Genomic DNA, 16,841 nt, shown 5'->3' on the forward strand with positions numbered 1-16,841 from the left:
AGCTAAACTCAATTAAACTTATTGACCAAAAGATCACTTTGCTTGACGTAGTTGCCACGATTTTATTTTAACTAGCTAAAACAATTGCTTGTGACGTGTGTGCATTCTTTCATATCTTGAGTCTTCTATTTTTAAGCACTCAAGAGCTTGACAGTCTATGTTGATTTATGTGTCAATAAATGCCAATTATAGTTTGGCTCAATAGCGGCTTTTTAGCGCTGCCGAATTACGAGAAATTTTGCAGCGCCCGGAAGCGGGGTGCGGCGTTAGATTAGGATAAACCTAGGGTTGGAAACTGAGCTATGTCTGCTAAGCGACAAATAAACAAAATATTGGTGGCCAATCGCGGCGAGATTGCAGTGCGAATTTTGCGCAGCATTAAAGAAATGGGCTTGAAATCAGCACTGCTGTTTCACCGTGTTGAGGCCGATAGCCCGTCGCTAAAAATGGCCGACGAAATTTATGAGGTGACCGGCGATACCCCGGTAGCCGCATTCTTAGATATTGAGAATATTGTCAAAATTTGTCGCGAGAACGACATTGATGCGGTGCATCCCGGTTACGGTTTCTTGGCGGAGAACGCAAAATTTGTTGAGGCCCTAGATGAGGCGGGCATCCAGTTTATTGGCCCTCGCCCTGAAGTTATGACCTTAATGGGCGATAAAATCGGCTCGCGCAATTTTGTGCAGGAGCGCGGATTTCCGGTGGCGCCGTCGGTGTTAGATACGGGTGATGCCGAGCAATTTATTGCCCGGATTATGGAAATTGGTTTTCCCTTGGTTATTAAGGCCTCTGCGGGTGGCGGCGGTAAGGGCATGCAGATTGTGCGCGACGCCAATGGCCTAAGCGATGTGGTGGCGACCGCCAAAGTTGAGGCTCAGCGTTATTTTGGCGATCCGCGTATTTATGCCGAGCGCTATATAGAAAACCCTCGTCATATCGAGGTTCAGGTGCTCGGTGACCAGCACGGAAACTGCGTGCACCTGTGGGAGCGTGAGTGCTCTATCCAGCGCCGCTTCCAAAAAGTCATTGAAGAAACGCCATCGCCCGCCTTGAATCAAGAGCAGCGCCAGTCGATTTGTGATGTGGCCGTGGGTATTGCTCAGTCAGTTAACTACACCAGTGCTGGCACCATCGAATTTATTTACGCGCCAGACGGTGAGTTTTATTTCCTTGAAATGAATACCCGTATTCAGGTTGAGCACCCCATTACTGAGATGGTGACCGGGGTTGATTTGGTTGCAGAGCAAATTCGTGTGGCCATGGGCGAAAAGCTCAGCGTAGCGCAGGACGACATTGTGCAGCGCGGGCATGCGATTGAATGCCGTATCTGCGCAGAAATTCCCGATGATGATTTTGCGCCCTCGGCGGGTAAGGTGCTGATGCTTCGCCCTCCGGTTGGTGACGGCGTACGTTTTGACAGCGCTTGCTACGAAGGTCAAAAAGTCGGCACCGCCTTTGACTCGATGATTGCGAAGTTGGTTGTGCATGCAGAGGATCGCGATGCCGCTATTGCAAAATGTTTGGTGGCGCTGGATGAGTTTGTGTTACTTGGGGTGGAAGCCAATGCCGACTACGTAGCTCGGATCTTGCGACATCAAGCCTTTGGTGAAGGTAAAACCGATACCGGCTTTATTCGTCACCACGCCGACGACTTGCTGCCACTGGCAGTGAGTGAAGAGCTTAAAACAGCGCTAGTGGCCACTGCGGCCCTTAGTGATCGTCAGTTTGTGGCAATGATGGATGCGATTCCAAGTCCGTACCGTCTCATGAAAGAGTGGAGAAACTGAGGTGAGATATACCTTTAAATTAGCCGATGAAATGGTTGAAGTGGCGCCTCGGAGTCTTGCCAATGAGTTGGTGCTGGCTATTGGTGACCGGGACTGCAAGTTGGTGTTTGACCATGACCGTAGCGGTGCATGTCAGTTAAGTCTTGATGGCCGCAATTACCAAAGCTGGGTTGCCCGCGACGGCGACGATATTTTTCTTAAAATTGAAGGCCGCTATTTTAAAGTGACGGCTTTTGATCCCCGTTCCTTGGTGACGGCTGCTGCAGAGGGTGAGGGCAGTATTCGTGCGCCAATGCCGGGTGTGGTTGTCGAAGTGCTGGTGGCCGAGGGCGACGAGGTTGTTGCCGGCGACAAGCTGATGACAATAGAAAGTATGAAGTTGCAATCTACGGTGAAGGCAGCGCGCGACGGTGTGGTAAAGCGCATCAGCGTCACAGCGGGATCCGAATTTAATAAAGACGATGTACTTGTGGAAATCGACGGCGAATAACGTCGATCAAAATCAGATTAATACGGCTGGACTATCGCCATGCGCAGAATTCAAAGTCGGATCAATACTAATTCATCCGAATATCAAGAAAACCTTAAGGCAAACGAAGCGCGTTTGTCAGAATTTCACCGGCGCCAGGACGCGGCTCGACACAGCCGTCCCCAGCGTGATTTGGATCGTCTGGAGCGGCAAGGCAAAATGCTACCGCGTCAGCGATTAGAGCTATTATTAGATCCAGGCACGCCGTTTCTCGAGTTGTCGTCGCTGGCTGCCGGTGAACTTTATGATGGCGATGCGCCTTCGGCAGGCTGCATTACCGGTATTGGTATTGTGTCTGGTCGCGAAGTGGTTATTCACGCCAACGACAGCACCGTAAAAGGTGGCGCTTGGTATCCGATGACGATTAAGAAAATCGTTCGTGCCATGGACATTGCCATTGAAAATCGCCTGCCGGTGATTCACCTTTGTGATAGCGCGGGTGGCTTTTTGCCTTTGCAGTCTGAGTTGTTTGGCGACAAATATTTTGCGGGCCGTATTTTCCGCAATCAGGCGATACTGTCTAAAATGGGTGTTAAGCAGCTGGCATTGGTGTTTGGTCACTGCACTGCTGGTGGCGCTTACGTGCCGGCAATGAGCGACTACAATGTTATCGTGCGCGGCACAGGTGCAGTGTTTCTCGGTGGACCGCCGCTGGTAAAAGCGGCAACGGGTGAGGAAGTGAGTGTTGAAGATCTGGGTGGTGCAGATATGCACACCTCGGTGTCGGGCACCTGTGACTACCCAGCAGAAAGCGAAGCCGAGGCCATTGCCATAGGTCGAGAAATTGTTGCCCAGTGGAGCACGCCTAAAAAATGGGATGCCCAGCAACAAGAACCTGAAGAACCCTATTACGACCCGAAAGAGCTGTACGGCATTATCCCCGCCAACATCAAAACTCAGTTCGATATGATGGAAGTCATTGCTCGTATTGTTGACGGCAGTCGCTTCCACGAATATCAGCCCAATTATGGCAAGACTATGCTCTGTGGCTACGCTCACATCTGGGGCTATAAAGTTGGCATCGTTGCTAATAACGGCATTCTGTTTAACGACAGCTCGAAGAAAGCCTCGCACTTTATCCAGCTCTGTAATCAGAACAAAACGCCGCTGGTGTTTTTACAAAACATTACGGGCTATATGGTGGGTAAAGCCTACGAGCGCGAGGGTATAACAAAAGACGGCGCCAAGATGATCATGGCCCAAGCTGGTGTTGATGTGCCCAAATTTACGGTGATGACCAACGGCTCCTACGGTGCGGGTAATTACGGTATGTGTGGTCGCGCCTATGATGCACGCTTTTTATTCAGCTGGCCAAATAGCGAAATTTCGGTGATGGGTGCCGAGCAGGCCGCAAAAACACTGACGACGATTAAAACCAATCAATTACTGCGCGAAGGCAAAGAGCTGGCTAGCGATGAGAAAGAGCGCATTGAAGAAGAAATCATTGCCGATTACCACCACAAGAGCAGTGCGTACTACACCTCTTCGTTAATGTGGGACGACGGTATTCTCGACCCGGCAGATACGCGCAATGCACTGGGTATGGCCATTGCCACCTCATTGAACGCCCCGATAGACGATCCACATTACGGTGTGTTCCGCGTATAGCGTGGGCCACCAACTGAATTTGTAGAGGTTATTATGACTAGTGCTTTTGAACTTGCCGACGAGCATCGCGAACTGCTTGATCACTGTGACCGCATCGGTCGTGATGTGCTTTATCCATTGGCGCAAAAGATGGATGACGATGAGTGGTGGCCGGAAAATTTGTTTCCTCAGTTAGGTGAGCTGGGTCTGCTGGGCGTGACGGTTGACCCCAAATACGGCGGCGCCGGTTTAGACTTTATGTCTTGTGGCATGATCGCTCAAGCCTTCTCACGCTGGAACCATGCGGCGGGTTTGGCGTGGGTGGTGCACGACAATTTGTTTGCCAATAATGTTTATGCAAATGGCAGTGAGTATTTAAAAGAGAAGTATTTGCCTGATGTTTGCGCCGGTAAAAAAGTGGGTGCCCTAGGCTTAACTGAGCCGGGTGCAGGTTCTGATGCATTAGGTTCTATGCGTACCACCGCAGTGAAAGATGGCGATCACTATGTGCTCAACGGCACCAAGATTTATATTACTAACGGGCCAATTGCGGACGTGGTTTTGGTTTACGCTAAAACTAATAAAAATGCCGGCTCTAAAGGCATTACTGCATTCCTACTAGAAACCACCACACCAGGCTTTAAGGTTGCACAGAAGCTGATCAAAATGGGGTTTAGGGGTAGTCAGACCGCCGAGTTAGTTTTTGAAGATTGCCGTGTACCGGTAGAAAATATCGTTGGTGAATTGGATCAAGGCCACAAAGTCGTCATGAGTGGCTTGGACTTAGAGCGCGCTATGATCAATCCTATCTGTGTTGGTATTGCCGAGCGCGCCTTGGAGTTGTCTATTGAATACGCGAAAACTCGCGAGCAATTTGGTAAGCCCATCGCCAGCTTCCAAATGGTGCAGTCGCGTCTGGCGGATATGTATACGTTGATTGAAAGTATGAAGTTGATGACTTACAAGGCGCTGAGTGCATGTCAGTCTGTAGGTCATGGCGAAGCCGGTCGCGGCGAGATTCACAAGCTCACCGCAGCGGCGATTTTGTACGCGGCCAATAGTTTGAACACCGTGTTGGATAATGGCGTGCAAATTCACGGCGGCAGCGGTTATATTTGGGAGTCAGAAATGAACCGCTTGTTCCGCGCTACCAAGTTACTTGAAATTGGCGCGGGTACGACCGAGGTTCGCAAATTGATAATTGCCGGTGAGTTACTCGCCAAATAAGGGTTTAAACATAATATGACGGCTGCCAATACGGTGATGACCGACCAGGATTTCGCCGAGGCAAAAACCTTGTTTGGCGAAGGCAGCTTTAGCGATAAGGTGGTATTGGTCAGCGGTGGCGGCAGTGGTATTGGCAAAGCGACTGCATGGCTGCTGGCTAGGCTGGGCGCCAAAGTGATTATTATTGGCCGCACCGAGCCTAAATTGGCAGCTTGTTGCCAAGCAATTACCGCCGCTGGCTATCGCGCTGAGTATCATGTTCAAGACATTCGAGACTACGACGGTATTGCCGCCATGTTTGCCAAGGTCTTTGACAAATATGGTCGTCTCGATGCCTTAATTAATAACGCTGGCGGTCAGTTTCCTCAGCCTGCTATTGAGTTTTCCAAGAACGGTTTTGATGCCGTTGTTGGCAATAATTTGAACGGCAGCTGGTATATGATGCAGCAGGCCGCGAGGCAGTGGCGGGAGCGTAAACAGCGCGCCGTGATTGTGAACGTGGTGGCGGTGGTGTCGCGGGGTATGGCGGGTGGTGCTCACACCTGTGCAGCCCGCGCTGGTGTTATCCACTTATCAAAAACCGTCGCGGTAGAGTGGGCGGAATACGGTATTCGCGTTAACTGCGTTGCCCCTGGCGTTATCTTCTCCGAAGGCATGGGGGTTTATTCAGACGAAGCCCGCAGCGCCTTTGATCGCTCCAATCCTATGAAACGCTTCGGTACGCCCTGGGAGATTGCTCAGTCCTGTGCTTTTCTAGCCTCTGAGGCGGCGGGCTTTGTCACTGGTGAGGTGCTTACCGTCGATGGTGGCGGTAAGCTGTGGGGTGACTTGTGGATGGCGGGTAAGCCAGATTATTTTAGTTAGGCTGATCTTTCTTGGTGAGGAGTCAGAGTAAAACTTATTAAGCTTTACTCTGACTCCGCGCTGGTCCGAAGGCATTTTTCGATTTCGGTCATGACTGTCTTCACCCTGTTTTCTGGGAACTTATTGGCATGAGTTCCCATGTGTAGCGTCTCGAAAACCTTATTGTTGAGCCGGTGCGCTTTTATTTTGCTGGGCTCTTTAAACGCGCCCACCGCGTGAATTGGCAGTACGGTAAAGCCCAGTCCCATGGCCACGGGTTCAAGAATGAGATTAATTTGGTTTGAAAACCCAGAGATTGTAAGTTGATTGGAATTTAGGAATTCTGAAAAGTTTACACTTAGCAGTTGTCCTGCATGATGGGCGCCATCGGGGTGGTCGATAAATCCCAGTGTAAGAAGTTGCGTCCAGCTAGGCTTTGAAACATTCGAAGGCGTAACTAATAGCAACTCTTCATCTGCGATTGGCTTGAGTTTTACGGCTCCGAGTTTTGATAGGCAAGTCATAAGACCTATATCCACTTTGTGCTCGGCAATCAGTTTCTCTATTTCGCTGTTCGGTGCAAATCGATATTCAATCACCAGTTTTGGGTGGCGTTTTTGTAAATTTAATAAATGCGGGTAAAGCTTTAAGCCTACGCTACCTGGCGACGCGATTTTAACAGTGCCTTCGTGACTGGGGTCTAGACCAACTCGTTTCTCGAGATCGTCTAGGGCAAGAATCAGCTTTTGGCCTTCTTTATAGAGACGATTACCGGTGCTGCTAAGAGTGAAACTTTTGCCATGCCGAATAAGCAGCGGTTGACCTAATTGCGCTTCTAGTTTGCGTACATGTTGGCTCACCCCTGATTGGGTCATGTGCAGATTTTCGGCGGTACGGGTGAAGTGGCCAATCTCTACAAGCGTGCAAAATGTACGTAGCCATGCGGGATTAATCATCAATATTTGTACTCATTATTATTAACATTGATAATTTTACTTAATACGTTCTGCTTTGTAACCTACTTACAACAGCAATCAGAGCTTAGTAGATTATGAGTAACACCTACCCGCGCAATTTTTCGCACATTGGCATATCGGTTCCCAACCTGGAGGCCGCAGTTAAGTTTTATACCGAGGTCATGGGCTGGTATTTAATTATGGCGCCCACTGAGGTTGTGGAAGACGACAGCCCCATTGGTGAAATGTGCACCGACGTATTTGGTAGTAGCTGGGATAAGTTTCGAATCGCTCATCTGTCAACCGGTGATCGTATTGGCGTTGAGCTTTTTGAATTTAAAGGGCAGATTAACCCCGAGAATAATTTTGAGTACTGGAAAACTGGGGTGTTCCACTTTTGTGTACAAGATCCGAATCTAGAGGAATTAGCTGAGCGGATTGTTGCGGCTGGCGGTAAGAAGCGTATGCCAAAACCACGTTACTATTATCCTGGCAGCAAGCCCTATCGCATGATTTACATGGAAGACCCCTTTGGTAATATCTTGGAAATATACAGCCACAGCTATGAATTGGTGTATAGCGAGGGGGCTTATTAGTGTGAATTTGCAGGTTTAAGGATTTTGAGGTCAGAGTCAAAATTAATGATTTAAGGGCTCTGGCCTCTTTAATTCAAAGTTTGCAATTTGATCGCAGAGCTATGCTCTAGGTGCTCTTCGTCTCGAAGAGTAAGCACTTCATAACCGGTGGATGTCACGGCGATGGTGTGCTCCCATTGGGCAGATAATTTTTTATCGCTTGTTACGACTGTCCAGCCGTCTTTTTTCAGCTTAACTTTCGCCTTTCCTTGGTTAAGCATTGGTTCGATGGTGAACGTCATGCCTTCGCGTAAGACTAAGCCTTTGCCGGGCTGGCCAAAATGCAAAACCTGCGGTTCTTCGTGCATTTCGCGGCCAATGCCGTGACCGCAGTATTCTCGAACAATGCTGTAACCGTGTTTTTCGGCGTGGCGCTGGATGGCGTGACCAACATTGCCAAGTGTCGCGGCTGGCTTTACTGCTCGTATTCCTGCCCACATTGCTTCATAGGTTTTGTCCACCAAGCGCTTCGCCAGCGGTGTCACCTCGCCGACCATATACATTTTACTAGAGTCGGTAATAAAGCCGCCTTGCTCTAGGGTGATGTCCACATTAACGATGTCGCCGGATTTTAACTTTTGATTATCTGAGGGCACGCCATGGCAAACAACATGATTTACTGAGGTGTTGAGGGCGTATTGATAGCCGTATTGGCCCTTACTGGCGGGGCGCGCTTTAAGCTGCTCAACAATATATTTTTCCGCCAGGTTGTTAATGTCCATGGTGGATATACCAACATCAATATGAAGATCGAGATAGCTGAATACTGACGCGAGTAGTCGGCCAGACTCGCGCATTAACTGCAGCTCTGGCGCGGTTTTTAGTCTTAGCTCAGCCACCAGCAACCACTCTTAGTTCAACCTCGGCACGCTTCATTTCTTCGCTCATGATTTGGGTAAACGACATGCTTGGATTGGTCTCGGCAAGCATGCCTATTTTTATCCAAAACTCCGCTTGTGCGTTGATGGAGCGAACCATGACTGTGCTGGCTTTGCGGATTTCTTCGTGCAGGTCATCACTTATTTTAACAATACCCATAAAAAGCTCTAAATATACGATGTGTATACGAATCGTATGCTTCTTGCGCTTGGGCTGCAAGATCGGCGTGAGTTTATTTTTGAGGTTTAGCCAAGTCTCTAGGGCAATATTAACGGTGGCTGACCCCATTAATATTGCACGCTGGCGTGTTTAGCGGCGTTGAAGGATATTGGGGTTGGCATTTAGCTGATGCTTCGTTGCTGGGATAGGCTTCTGGTTGGCGCTTAGGCAAATGACGTAACAAGGCCAAGTTCATGCAGCCTTAATAACGCGCTTTTTCCGGGTTTCCGTCAACACGTTCTTGATGTTTTACCGGCAAGAACGTGTTGATGGCTATATTGGCGCTGCTGAGCGAGGGTGCTGCTTACAGCATGCTTACTTGGTTTGCCCTGTAAGTAGCGCGTCGGGAATATCCATTTCCATGTGCAGCAATGCTAGGCCGTGAACTTTACCCTGGGCGTCCATGATGAGGGTTTCAGTGCCGCCGCCGCCTAGTGAATCTTCCAAAATAAAGTTAAGGGCTTGCAGATTTGGCAGTTCGTAACGCTGAATATCACCGAAGCAAATTTCAGAGAAATGCTGCTTAACCCGTGCAATGCTCAGATTCTCTACCAGGTACTGATAAATCTCTGGGGTATTCGCTTTAATGCCGACGTTGCTGCCGTCGCCTTTGTCGCCGGAACGGGCAATGGCAACGTCCATTAATTTCACTTTAGCCATGTTATACCTCTTCTACCAATACGGTGGTGGTGACTTTGTTTTTGTCGATCAGCGCGGGCCAGTATCCAACGATCTCAGCGGGGCGGGGGCGTCCAGCGGCGAAGCCGGTAACACCAACAGGGCCGCTGGTGATAAGCGGCGCTAATTCGCGGCCGAGAATGTTCAAAAGGGCTTTGTCGTCGCTCTTGGCGCCAACGCGAAGCATGACTTCTGCGGGTTCTTCTGGCTGTTTAACAATGCCCTTGTAGCAAACATTGGTGCCGAATAGTTCAACAAAGCGGTCTTGCTCAGGAATTTCTTTGCCGTACATGCCAACCCGTTCAAATAGAATTTCAGCGCCGAGCTGGGCCTTCTCAATAGCGTCTGGGCCGGTGTAGGTGAGTTGGCCAACAATTTTGTAGCCATTGGCGTAAGACATAGAGACTTTATAGGTAGGCGTGGGCGCCGAACCTTTAATGCCGCTAACCCGTACCCGGTCTTTGCCGTCTTCAGCGAGCCGGATTGTGGTGAAGTCTGAGGTGCAGTCGGGGCCGAGGTAATTTTTTGGATCGCCCAATTCATACAGTAGCTGCGAGGTAACCGTGTCGACGTTAACTAAGCCGCCGGTGCCATCGTGTTTGGTGATAACAAAGCTACCATCGGCGCTGGCTTCGGCAATGGGGTAGCCAATACGGGCGAAGTTAGGGACATTGCGCCAGTCATTGTAGTTGCCGCCCGTACATTGGGGGCCGCACTCAAGAATATGGCCCATCACGGTGCCTGCAGCGAGCTTGTCGTAGTCTTCCATTGACCAGCCAAATTCATAGATGAGCGGTGCTAATACCAATGACGGGTCAGTGGCGCGGCCGGTAATAACGATGTCGGCGCCTTGGGCAAGGGCGTCGGCAATTGGTTTGGCGCCGATATAGACGTTGGCGCTGGATAGGCGGCTGAGTACGGTGTCTAGGGCGTCGCCATTGTCGAGGTTTTTAAAGCTCTCGCCAGATTTGATCAGCTCAGGCAATTGCTCAAGAATGTCGTCACCTTCAACGATGCCGACTTTAACGCCGGTGAGGCCGAGTTCTTTTACCACCGCTTGAATTGCGTCGCGGCAGCCTTTGGGGTTTACGCCGCCGGCATTGGCAATCACCTTAATGCCTTTTTCTTTGCACGTTGGTAGAATTTCGCGGAGCATGTCCACGAAGTCTGTCGCGTAGCCCGCGTCTGGGTTGCGCTCTTTTTGACGCTGCATAATGCTCATGGTGACTTCGGCAAGGTAGTCCAGGGTCAGGTAATTCAGCGGACCTTCTTTCACGAGCCGCAGTGGACCGAGGAGGCTGTCGCCCCAAAAACCTTGGCCATTGGCAATTAATATTTTCTTGTCTGTGCTCATAAACGCTACCTACTAGGTTGATATTTAGCTTATTGAATCCAATTGGGTTTACGCTTCTCTAAAAAGGCACTAAGTCCTTCTTTGCCTTCGCTAGAATCTCGGGTCAGGGCGATTCGGCGACTGCTTTCTTCGATAAGTTCGGCGTCAATGGGTCGGTTGCTTAGGTCGAGGACCAACTTCTTGGCCTCGCTTATGGCGCGGGGGCCATTTTTTAACAAGGCTTTGATAAGTGCTGCAATAGCGTGGTCTGCGTCTTCTTCTGTTGCGCAGCATTCGCTGATAAGACCCAGTCCCAAGGCTTTTTCAGCGGAAATTACCTCGGCAGTAGTGAAGTAGCGCCGAGAGGCGCGCTGGCCAATGGCGGCGATAACATAGGGGCTGATGGTTGCGGGGATCATGCCGACTTTTACTTCGCTTAAACAAAAATTGGCGTTTGTGGTGGCAACGGCTATATCGCAGCAGGCGACAAGGCCGACACCGCCGCCATAAGCCGCGCCCTGTACCCGTGCAATGGTGGGCATGGGTAGGGTGTTTAGCTTATTTAGCATGGCGGCAATCTTTTTAGAGTCCGCGAGGTTTTCCTCGTAGCTATAGCCTGCCATTTGCTTCATCCAGTTCATGTCGCCGCCAGCGCAAAAGCTGCTGCCTTTGGCTTGCAAAAGTAGGGCGCGGACAGACTTGTCGTTGGCGGCACGAGCAAACGCATCTTGAAGTAGTTGGATTACTTCATTGTTAAAGGCGTTATGGGTGTTTGGCCGATTCATTGTGACCGTGGCAAGCCCATTCTCCGCTACGCTGTACAGTATGTCGGCGTTCATTCGGCTGATTTCTCTCTTGTTATCTCTATTGATTTGCATGTCAATATCTGGACAATAACATGGGTCGCTTTGCTTGTCTATTGAATTTAACTCATTAGCGGTGTTGTTTGAGATACTGCATTTTTGTTGATCTGTTATGGCTATTTCGCTCGGTTTGCAGAAATTTTGTGTTGGTTAGTTATTGTTTTATTGCTACTTGTTCAATAGTGGTTGGTGCGCGGATTGGTCAGGCTTAATATGCTCGCGCACAGGGGCGGGCAGACACGTGAATGCGTGGAAAGTTGCGCGAGTGTGCATAGTGCACAAGTTGTTGTTTTCGAGGAACTGTTTGCCAAAGCCCAGTCTAAATCTGCATCAATCCAACGGAGAGACATTGTAATGAATATATCTAAGAAGCAGCTTTTGGGACTTGGTTTAGTGGCGGCGATCGCATCAGTGCAGGCTAATGCTAAAGAGTTTAGCTATACCTATGTAGAAGGTGGCTTTTCTGATGTCGATATAGACAATACTGATGCCGATTACATTTATGGCGGCGGTTCGCTGGCTCTGGATAGAAATATCTTCGTTCGCGGTTCACTGGGTAATCTCGATGTGAATAAAAACCTTGAGTTTGACACGGTGAGCATCGGTGTGGGTCACCCTATGAAAATGTCTGAGCGCAGCGATTTAGTGTTGGCGCTGGATTACAGCTTTGCAGAGTCAGACAGTAAAAACCCGGCGTTGGATAACGCTGACATTGACACCTTGACTGGCAGTGTGACGAGCCGCACATGGCTGACCAATAATGTTGAAGGTAATTTAATGGGTGGCTTGGCCCATCAAGATGCTGACTTCGGTGGCACTGACACGGGCGCAATATTGGGTGCCGGTGTTCGGGTGTATGTTGTGCCTCAGTTTTCTTTGGCGGCAAACATCAGCAGAAGTTTTATTGGTGATTTAGATACTGATGAAATTGGGGTGAGTGCGCGTTTGCAGTTTTAATTGACCTGTAATGACCATAGATGGGGCTCGCGGGATGCGAGCCAATAAGACGGGTGAGATAGTTTTCTATCTCGCCCGTTTTTATTTTACGCTACTGCCCTGCCTGGGTTAGGGTTGCAGCCAAGTGGGTTCCCAGGTCTTGCTGAACGCGGGGCTAGCCCAAGCAGCAGGAAACTTGGCCGGTGCCATTTGCTGGCCACCGGTAATCACATCGCCTTTATCATCTTGATAATTCAGCCACGTAACTGTGCGCTGCCATTCCAGTGGCCGTTTAGACCAGTCACAAACACCGGTGGCGAAGGTTTGCTCTAGTGCCGCCCAGTCTTCTTCCTGCCACACAGTGTTGCCTAAACCGTAGTTGTCGGCGCGACTAAAGGGCTTGAGCTGGCACTGCACTTGGTCGCCATACTTGTCGGCGCCCGCTTGGGTGCGCGGTGTGCCAAATACCAGCATAGCGGCTTCCGGGCACATTACGCCGGGCACGCCGTTGCATTGGTCTTGGACATCGGCCGGTTTGTTGATGATGATTTTCTGCGCCAGTGGCGTGGCGCTGGTATCGGCTTCGATGGCGTCTAGCCAAGATGTCATGGCAATGAGTGATTGGTTCATGTAATTCGCGTCACCGATTAAGGCCGTGGCGCCGCCCCAGTGGACAAAATTGTCGCGGTGGCCAAGCTCGCGTTCAAGGCGCCAGCGCACCCAATAGCCATGCACGCTGTCGTGCGCCGCGCCGGGATCGGGGCCAGTCATATTAATAATAGGTACGGTATCCATGTTCACAATGGTATTTAAAATGCCAGTGCGATAGGCGTTGGGGAGTGCCGGATAGTCAGGCTTCAAGCGCGCCTGAGTCACGTTGAGGCTTGGGTCTAGGCCACCTATATTGGTGTTCAGTGCCAAAAATTGGGCGGGGCTGATAATGCCTTGCTGCAAGGGCAGTAGGCCATACTGCACACCTTCGTTGCCCAGAGGGAATCCAGCAAAGCCATAGCCAAGGTCTTGTTCTATTTTTGACCAATGGTCGCGCAGTGGGTCTTCCGCAGGAAAACGCTCGCGCGCGCCGATCATATTTTCCATAAAGGTGAGTACATCGCAGCGCACGCCCCCGGGGTTTGTGTCTTTATTGAAGCGTTCTTCGGGTGTGATGCCGCCGCAGTTTGAGGCGGGCTCTACCGCTTCGCCAAATAGCGCGGAATCAGCAAGTGAGGCGTTCACAATGCCGTTTAGGTGGCCGTAAATCTCGTTCTGTTGGTTTGGTGTAAATATTGTTCCGTCGCGGGTGGTTGGCGCCACCGGATTTTCGGCCTTAAGGCCGAAGTACTTCAGTAAAATGTGGTAGTCAGCAAACTGAGTTGCAGTACTCATAACGTCGGGGTAGGTGCAGGTAGTCAATAAGCCTTGGTACAAACCGGGGTAGGCGTTGGCAATCATATTCTGGGTAATTGCGCCGCCGGAGCAGCCCGTGCCCACGGTGTAGCGCAGTTCACCGTATTGTTCGACAAAGCGCTCTTTGGCCATCATTAGCGATTCGGCCTGATAGCTCAAATTACAGTTGTGACCCAGGTTGAGTTGGGCGGTGGACAGTACTGACCAGCCCAGGCTCAGCGCGGTGATATAGGACTGTTCGATTGCTGGGTTACCGGGAATGGTGCCCGCGTAGTCGTCGGTGCGCGCGGAACTGGTGTCGTGGTCACCACGGCAATTGCCGCCGTGGGTTACGAGTAGGCGGCGATTCCACTGTGACTGGGGTTGTATTGGTGTCCAGCTTTCATCGGCTTTGTGTAGGGTAAAGATGGTGTATTGGTCCCGCGCCTGATAACCGATTTCCTGGCGTACTATAAATGGTAAGGTTTCACCGTTATCGGTCGTGGTGGTAGCCACATCGGTTGGTGGATTCTCAAGATCATATGGCTGTAAGCCCGCGAGCAATGGATTGGTCGACTTATAAAGCCATTGGTATGTTGCCGCTTGGTTGCAATCCTCGTCGGTTGCGCCCTCTTGGCATTCCCAAGGTTGGATGTGCGGTCCGGTAAACACTGGGCCTCCCGAGGGGTGGTTCACCACGGTGATGCTGTTACCGATATTGGCGCTGATGGTATTTTCACCCACACTTAAACCCTCGACCACGCCTAAAAGGCGCAAGGGATTATCTGGCGTGCTTTGCAGGACGCTGGTTACGTCGGTGTTGTTACGGAGCAGTACAAGCTCATCGCTTGCGTCAGCGCTAGCTAGCACCACCTCAACGAGTACATCGCCTGCTGAAACAAGATCTGGTCGATTCGATATTACTTGGACAGTTGCCTTGTCTACCGCTATGCCGCTTGCGCGGTTGCTGGAGTTGCCGCCGCCGCAGGCGGCTAAGGTAAGGACAGTTATTATGGCGAGCATTTTATTGTTCATGGGTTTATCCTCTGCGCTCTAAATTCTACGCTTGTCTAACTAAATACAATAGCCGCACTACTCTATAGGCTTGCTAGGTGATGTCAAACTCCTAGTTGTCGGTGGTATTGCTTTAATGTGGTCGTTGTTGGAAACGCTGCTTTTTCCGATAGGGGAATACGTCGGCGACGTAACCATTGCGTATGGTTTCCTGCAGGCCACGCCAGTAGGCTGGGTCGTAGAGGTCACTGTGCAATGAATCAAACACCTTTTTGGCGCGCTGGTTACCAGAGAAAAATAAACGGAATTCCTCGGGGAATACATCTTCTGGTTTGACCTCGTACCAGGGCTGGCTGGCCATGGCTTGCTCGTCGTTTTTCGGCTCGGGCAGTGAGCGGAAGTTGCAGTCGGTCAGTGGACAAATTTCATCGTAGTCGTAAAACACCACGCGGCCGTGACGGGTAACGCCAAAGTTTTTGAGTAACATATCGCCGGGGAAGATATTGCCCGCTGCCAATTGCTTTATGGCATTGCCGTATTCGCCCATCACGCTGTCGAGCTGTTGCTCATTGCAGTCTTTGAGGTAAAGATTGAGGGGAATCATTTTACGTTCGATGTATACGTGCTTTAGAAGCAGCGCATTGCCGCTAACGCTAACTTTTGAGGGCGCCTCTTTTTCTAATTCGGCAATAAGCTCGTCGGAAAAGCGGCGGCGATCAAAAGCAAGATTATTGAATTCTTGTGTGTCCGCCATGCGCCCGCCGCGATCCCAGCGTTTTACCAAACTGTAGCATTTGCGAACATGCTCTTGGCTCATGTCTTTGGGCGGTGTAAAGCGATCTTTAATTACTTTGTACACATAGCCAAAGTCCGGGCGGGTAAATACCAGCATAACCATGCCTTTAATGCCCGGTGCAATGATATACGGCGATTCGCTATTGGCAGTTTCATTCACCGCAAAGCGATAAAACTCGGTTTTACCGTGCTTGGGCATGCCGATGGCAATATACAGCTCAAAGATCTCTTTGTGGGGCATTAGCCGATGTAAGAAGGCGATGTACTCTGATGGCACCGAGGTGTCGACCATAAAATAGCTTCGGCTAAAGCTGAATAAGATTGAGATGTCATCGGGATCAGAGAGTACGGTGTCAACGAATATGGAATTGTTTTCGCTGTGTAAAATAGGCAGTACAAAGGGCATGGTGAAGTCGCCGCTGACAATGCGGCCGACCAAATAAGCGGCTTTGTTGCGGAAAAATAACGACTCTAGTGTTTCGACATAAATGTCTTTGCTGCGATCTCGAATTTTGGGAATAAGTTCGCGGTTAACGACGTTCATGATAAAGCCCACGTCGCGGTCGAGATCTTCCCAGGGGATGTTGAACTCGCAGTCAATGAGCATTGATTTGGTGATATCGACGGCATTGTCACCGTCAAAGCGGTAGCGGCGCAGTATGGACTCACTTGAGACTGGGGCGCAGTGTTCGACTGAGGTCAGGGCAAAGGTGTGCACATCGCGGATTTTTTCATGCTTGAATATGTAACAATAAATCGAATTGAAAAACGATTGCGCAATTTCAAAATTGTCGTGATTTTGTATAAGCTCTGCGTATTCCTGCTTGGCAATTTCCCAGTTGTCCCGATCTTCAACACTGCCGCCGGTAATGGTATATGCAGCTTCGGCAACGATTCTGCGCTTTTGTTTCCATAAATCTAAACGATCACGCATGGCTTTTTGTGCACCGTGCCAGTCGGCCCCTTCAAAACGCGCTTGCGCGCCGAGGGTGATGTTTTTGTACTCGGCAAAAAAAGCATCGAAACCATTGAGAATAGCCATGGCTAGGCGACGGGTAACTGCGGTCATGCGTGTGGTTCCTGAGTTTAGTTCTGTTTGCTGGTAAGCCTAGTTTGGCAGAATGCTGGACGGAAGACGCTAAAACCAAGTCGGAGCTCAGGCGTCTGGCGA

Annotated in this window: 15 protein-coding genes; 7 read left to right on the plus strand and 8 right to left on the minus strand. The window is 50.2% G+C overall.

Annotated features, from left to right (window positions below; translation table 11 throughout):
* Positions 1–302 precede the first annotated feature (302 nt).
* The 5 genes from AZF00_RS01750 to AZF00_RS01770 are packed head-to-tail and all read left to right on the plus strand — an operon-like array spanning position 303 to position 5,997.
* Positions 303–1,790, plus strand: coding sequence for an acetyl-CoA carboxylase biotin carboxylase subunit (locus tag AZF00_RS01750; protein WP_062382802.1), 1,488 nt, complete (start codon positions 303–305; stop codon positions 1,788–1,790).
* Between the two features lies 1 nt (position 1,791).
* Complete coding sequence (locus AZF00_RS01755) at positions 1,792–2,280, plus strand: acyl-CoA carboxylase biotin carboxyl carrier protein subunit (RefSeq protein ID WP_008251229.1); 489 nt, start codon at positions 1,792–1,794, stop codon at positions 2,278–2,280.
* 39 nt (positions 2,281–2,319) lie between these two features.
* Positions 2,320–3,927, plus strand: a complete 1,608-nt coding sequence (locus AZF00_RS01760; protein WP_062382804.1) for an acyl-CoA carboxylase subunit beta — start codon at positions 2,320–2,322, stop codon at positions 3,925–3,927.
* Between the two features lie 33 nt (positions 3,928–3,960).
* Entirely contained in the window at positions 3,961–5,133 is a 1,173-nt protein-coding gene (locus AZF00_RS01765) for an acyl-CoA dehydrogenase family protein (protein WP_062382806.1), read from the plus strand.
* A 15-nt stretch (positions 5,134–5,148) separates the two neighbouring features.
* Positions 5,149–5,997 (plus strand): SDR family oxidoreductase, encoded by an 849-nt coding sequence (locus tag AZF00_RS01770; protein ID WP_062382809.1) that lies wholly within the window; start codon positions 5,149–5,151, stop codon positions 5,995–5,997.
* A 44-nt stretch (positions 5,998–6,041) separates the two neighbouring features.
* Here the strand turns inward: AZF00_RS01770 and AZF00_RS01775 are convergent, their stop codons facing one another.
* Positions 6,042–6,932 (minus strand): LysR family transcriptional regulator, encoded by an 891-nt coding sequence (locus AZF00_RS01775; protein ID WP_062382811.1) that lies wholly within the window; start codon positions 6,930–6,932, stop codon positions 6,042–6,044.
* A gap of 95 nt (positions 6,933–7,027) precedes the next feature.
* On the opposite strand from AZF00_RS01775, the gene AZF00_RS01780 reads away from it, so the two are divergent.
* Positions 7,028–7,528: a lactoylglutathione lyase family protein gene (locus AZF00_RS01780; RefSeq protein ID WP_008251236.1), complete on the plus strand. Its 501-nt coding sequence runs from the start codon at positions 7,028–7,030 to the stop codon at positions 7,526–7,528.
* A 68-nt stretch (positions 7,529–7,596) separates the two neighbouring features.
* On the opposite strand, the gene map is transcribed toward AZF00_RS01780, so the two are convergent.
* The 5 genes from map to AZF00_RS01805 all read right to left on the minus strand — a co-directional run bounded on the left by map (position 7,597) and on the right by AZF00_RS01805 (position 11,515).
* Positions 7,597–8,406 (minus strand): type I methionyl aminopeptidase, encoded by an 810-nt coding sequence (gene map / locus AZF00_RS01785; protein WP_062382818.1) that lies wholly within the window; start codon positions 8,404–8,406, stop codon positions 7,597–7,599.
* A complete protein-coding gene (locus AZF00_RS01790; RefSeq protein ID WP_008251238.1) occupies positions 8,399–8,605 on the minus strand; it encodes a ParD-like family protein in 207 nt (68 codons plus the stop codon). Before AZF00_RS01790 ends, map begins: the two co-directional genes overlap by 8 nt.
* A gap of 375 nt (positions 8,606–8,980) precedes the next feature.
* The gene (locus AZF00_RS01795) at positions 8,981–9,325 is read right to left on the minus strand and encodes an AtuA-related protein (protein WP_008251239.1); all 345 of its coding nucleotides are present in this window, start codon (positions 9,323–9,325) and stop codon (positions 8,981–8,983) included.
* 1 nt (position 9,326) lies between these two features.
* Positions 9,327–10,697, minus strand: a complete 1,371-nt coding sequence (locus tag AZF00_RS01800) for an acyclic terpene utilization AtuA family protein (protein WP_008251240.1) — start codon at positions 10,695–10,697, stop codon at positions 9,327–9,329.
* 29 nt (positions 10,698–10,726) lie between these two features.
* On the minus strand, positions 10,727–11,515 hold the full coding sequence (locus AZF00_RS01805) for an enoyl-CoA hydratase/isomerase family protein (RefSeq protein ID WP_008251241.1): 789 nt from the start codon (positions 11,513–11,515) through the stop codon (positions 10,727–10,729).
* A gap of 378 nt (positions 11,516–11,893) precedes the next feature.
* Between AZF00_RS01805 and AZF00_RS01810 the strand changes: the two genes are divergently transcribed.
* A complete protein-coding gene (locus tag AZF00_RS01810) occupies positions 11,894–12,496 on the plus strand; it encodes an outer membrane beta-barrel protein (protein ID WP_008251242.1) in 603 nt (200 codons plus the stop codon).
* A gap of 108 nt (positions 12,497–12,604) precedes the next feature.
* On the opposite strand, the gene AZF00_RS01815 is transcribed toward AZF00_RS01810, so the two are convergent.
* A complete protein-coding gene (locus AZF00_RS01815) occupies positions 12,605–14,896 on the minus strand; it encodes a DUF6351 family protein (RefSeq protein WP_062382820.1) in 2,292 nt (763 codons plus the stop codon).
* Positions 14,897–15,008: 112 nt separating this feature from the next.
* A complete protein-coding gene (aceK, locus tag AZF00_RS01820; RefSeq protein WP_062382823.1) occupies positions 15,009–16,739 on the minus strand; it encodes a bifunctional isocitrate dehydrogenase kinase/phosphatase in 1,731 nt (576 codons plus the stop codon).
* Between the last annotated feature and the right edge of the window lie 102 nt (positions 16,740–16,841).

The sequence above is a fragment of the Zhongshania aliphaticivorans genome (genome assembly GCF_001586255.1).
GTDB lineage: Bacteria > Pseudomonadota > Gammaproteobacteria > Pseudomonadales > Spongiibacteraceae > Spongiibacter > Spongiibacter aliphaticivorans.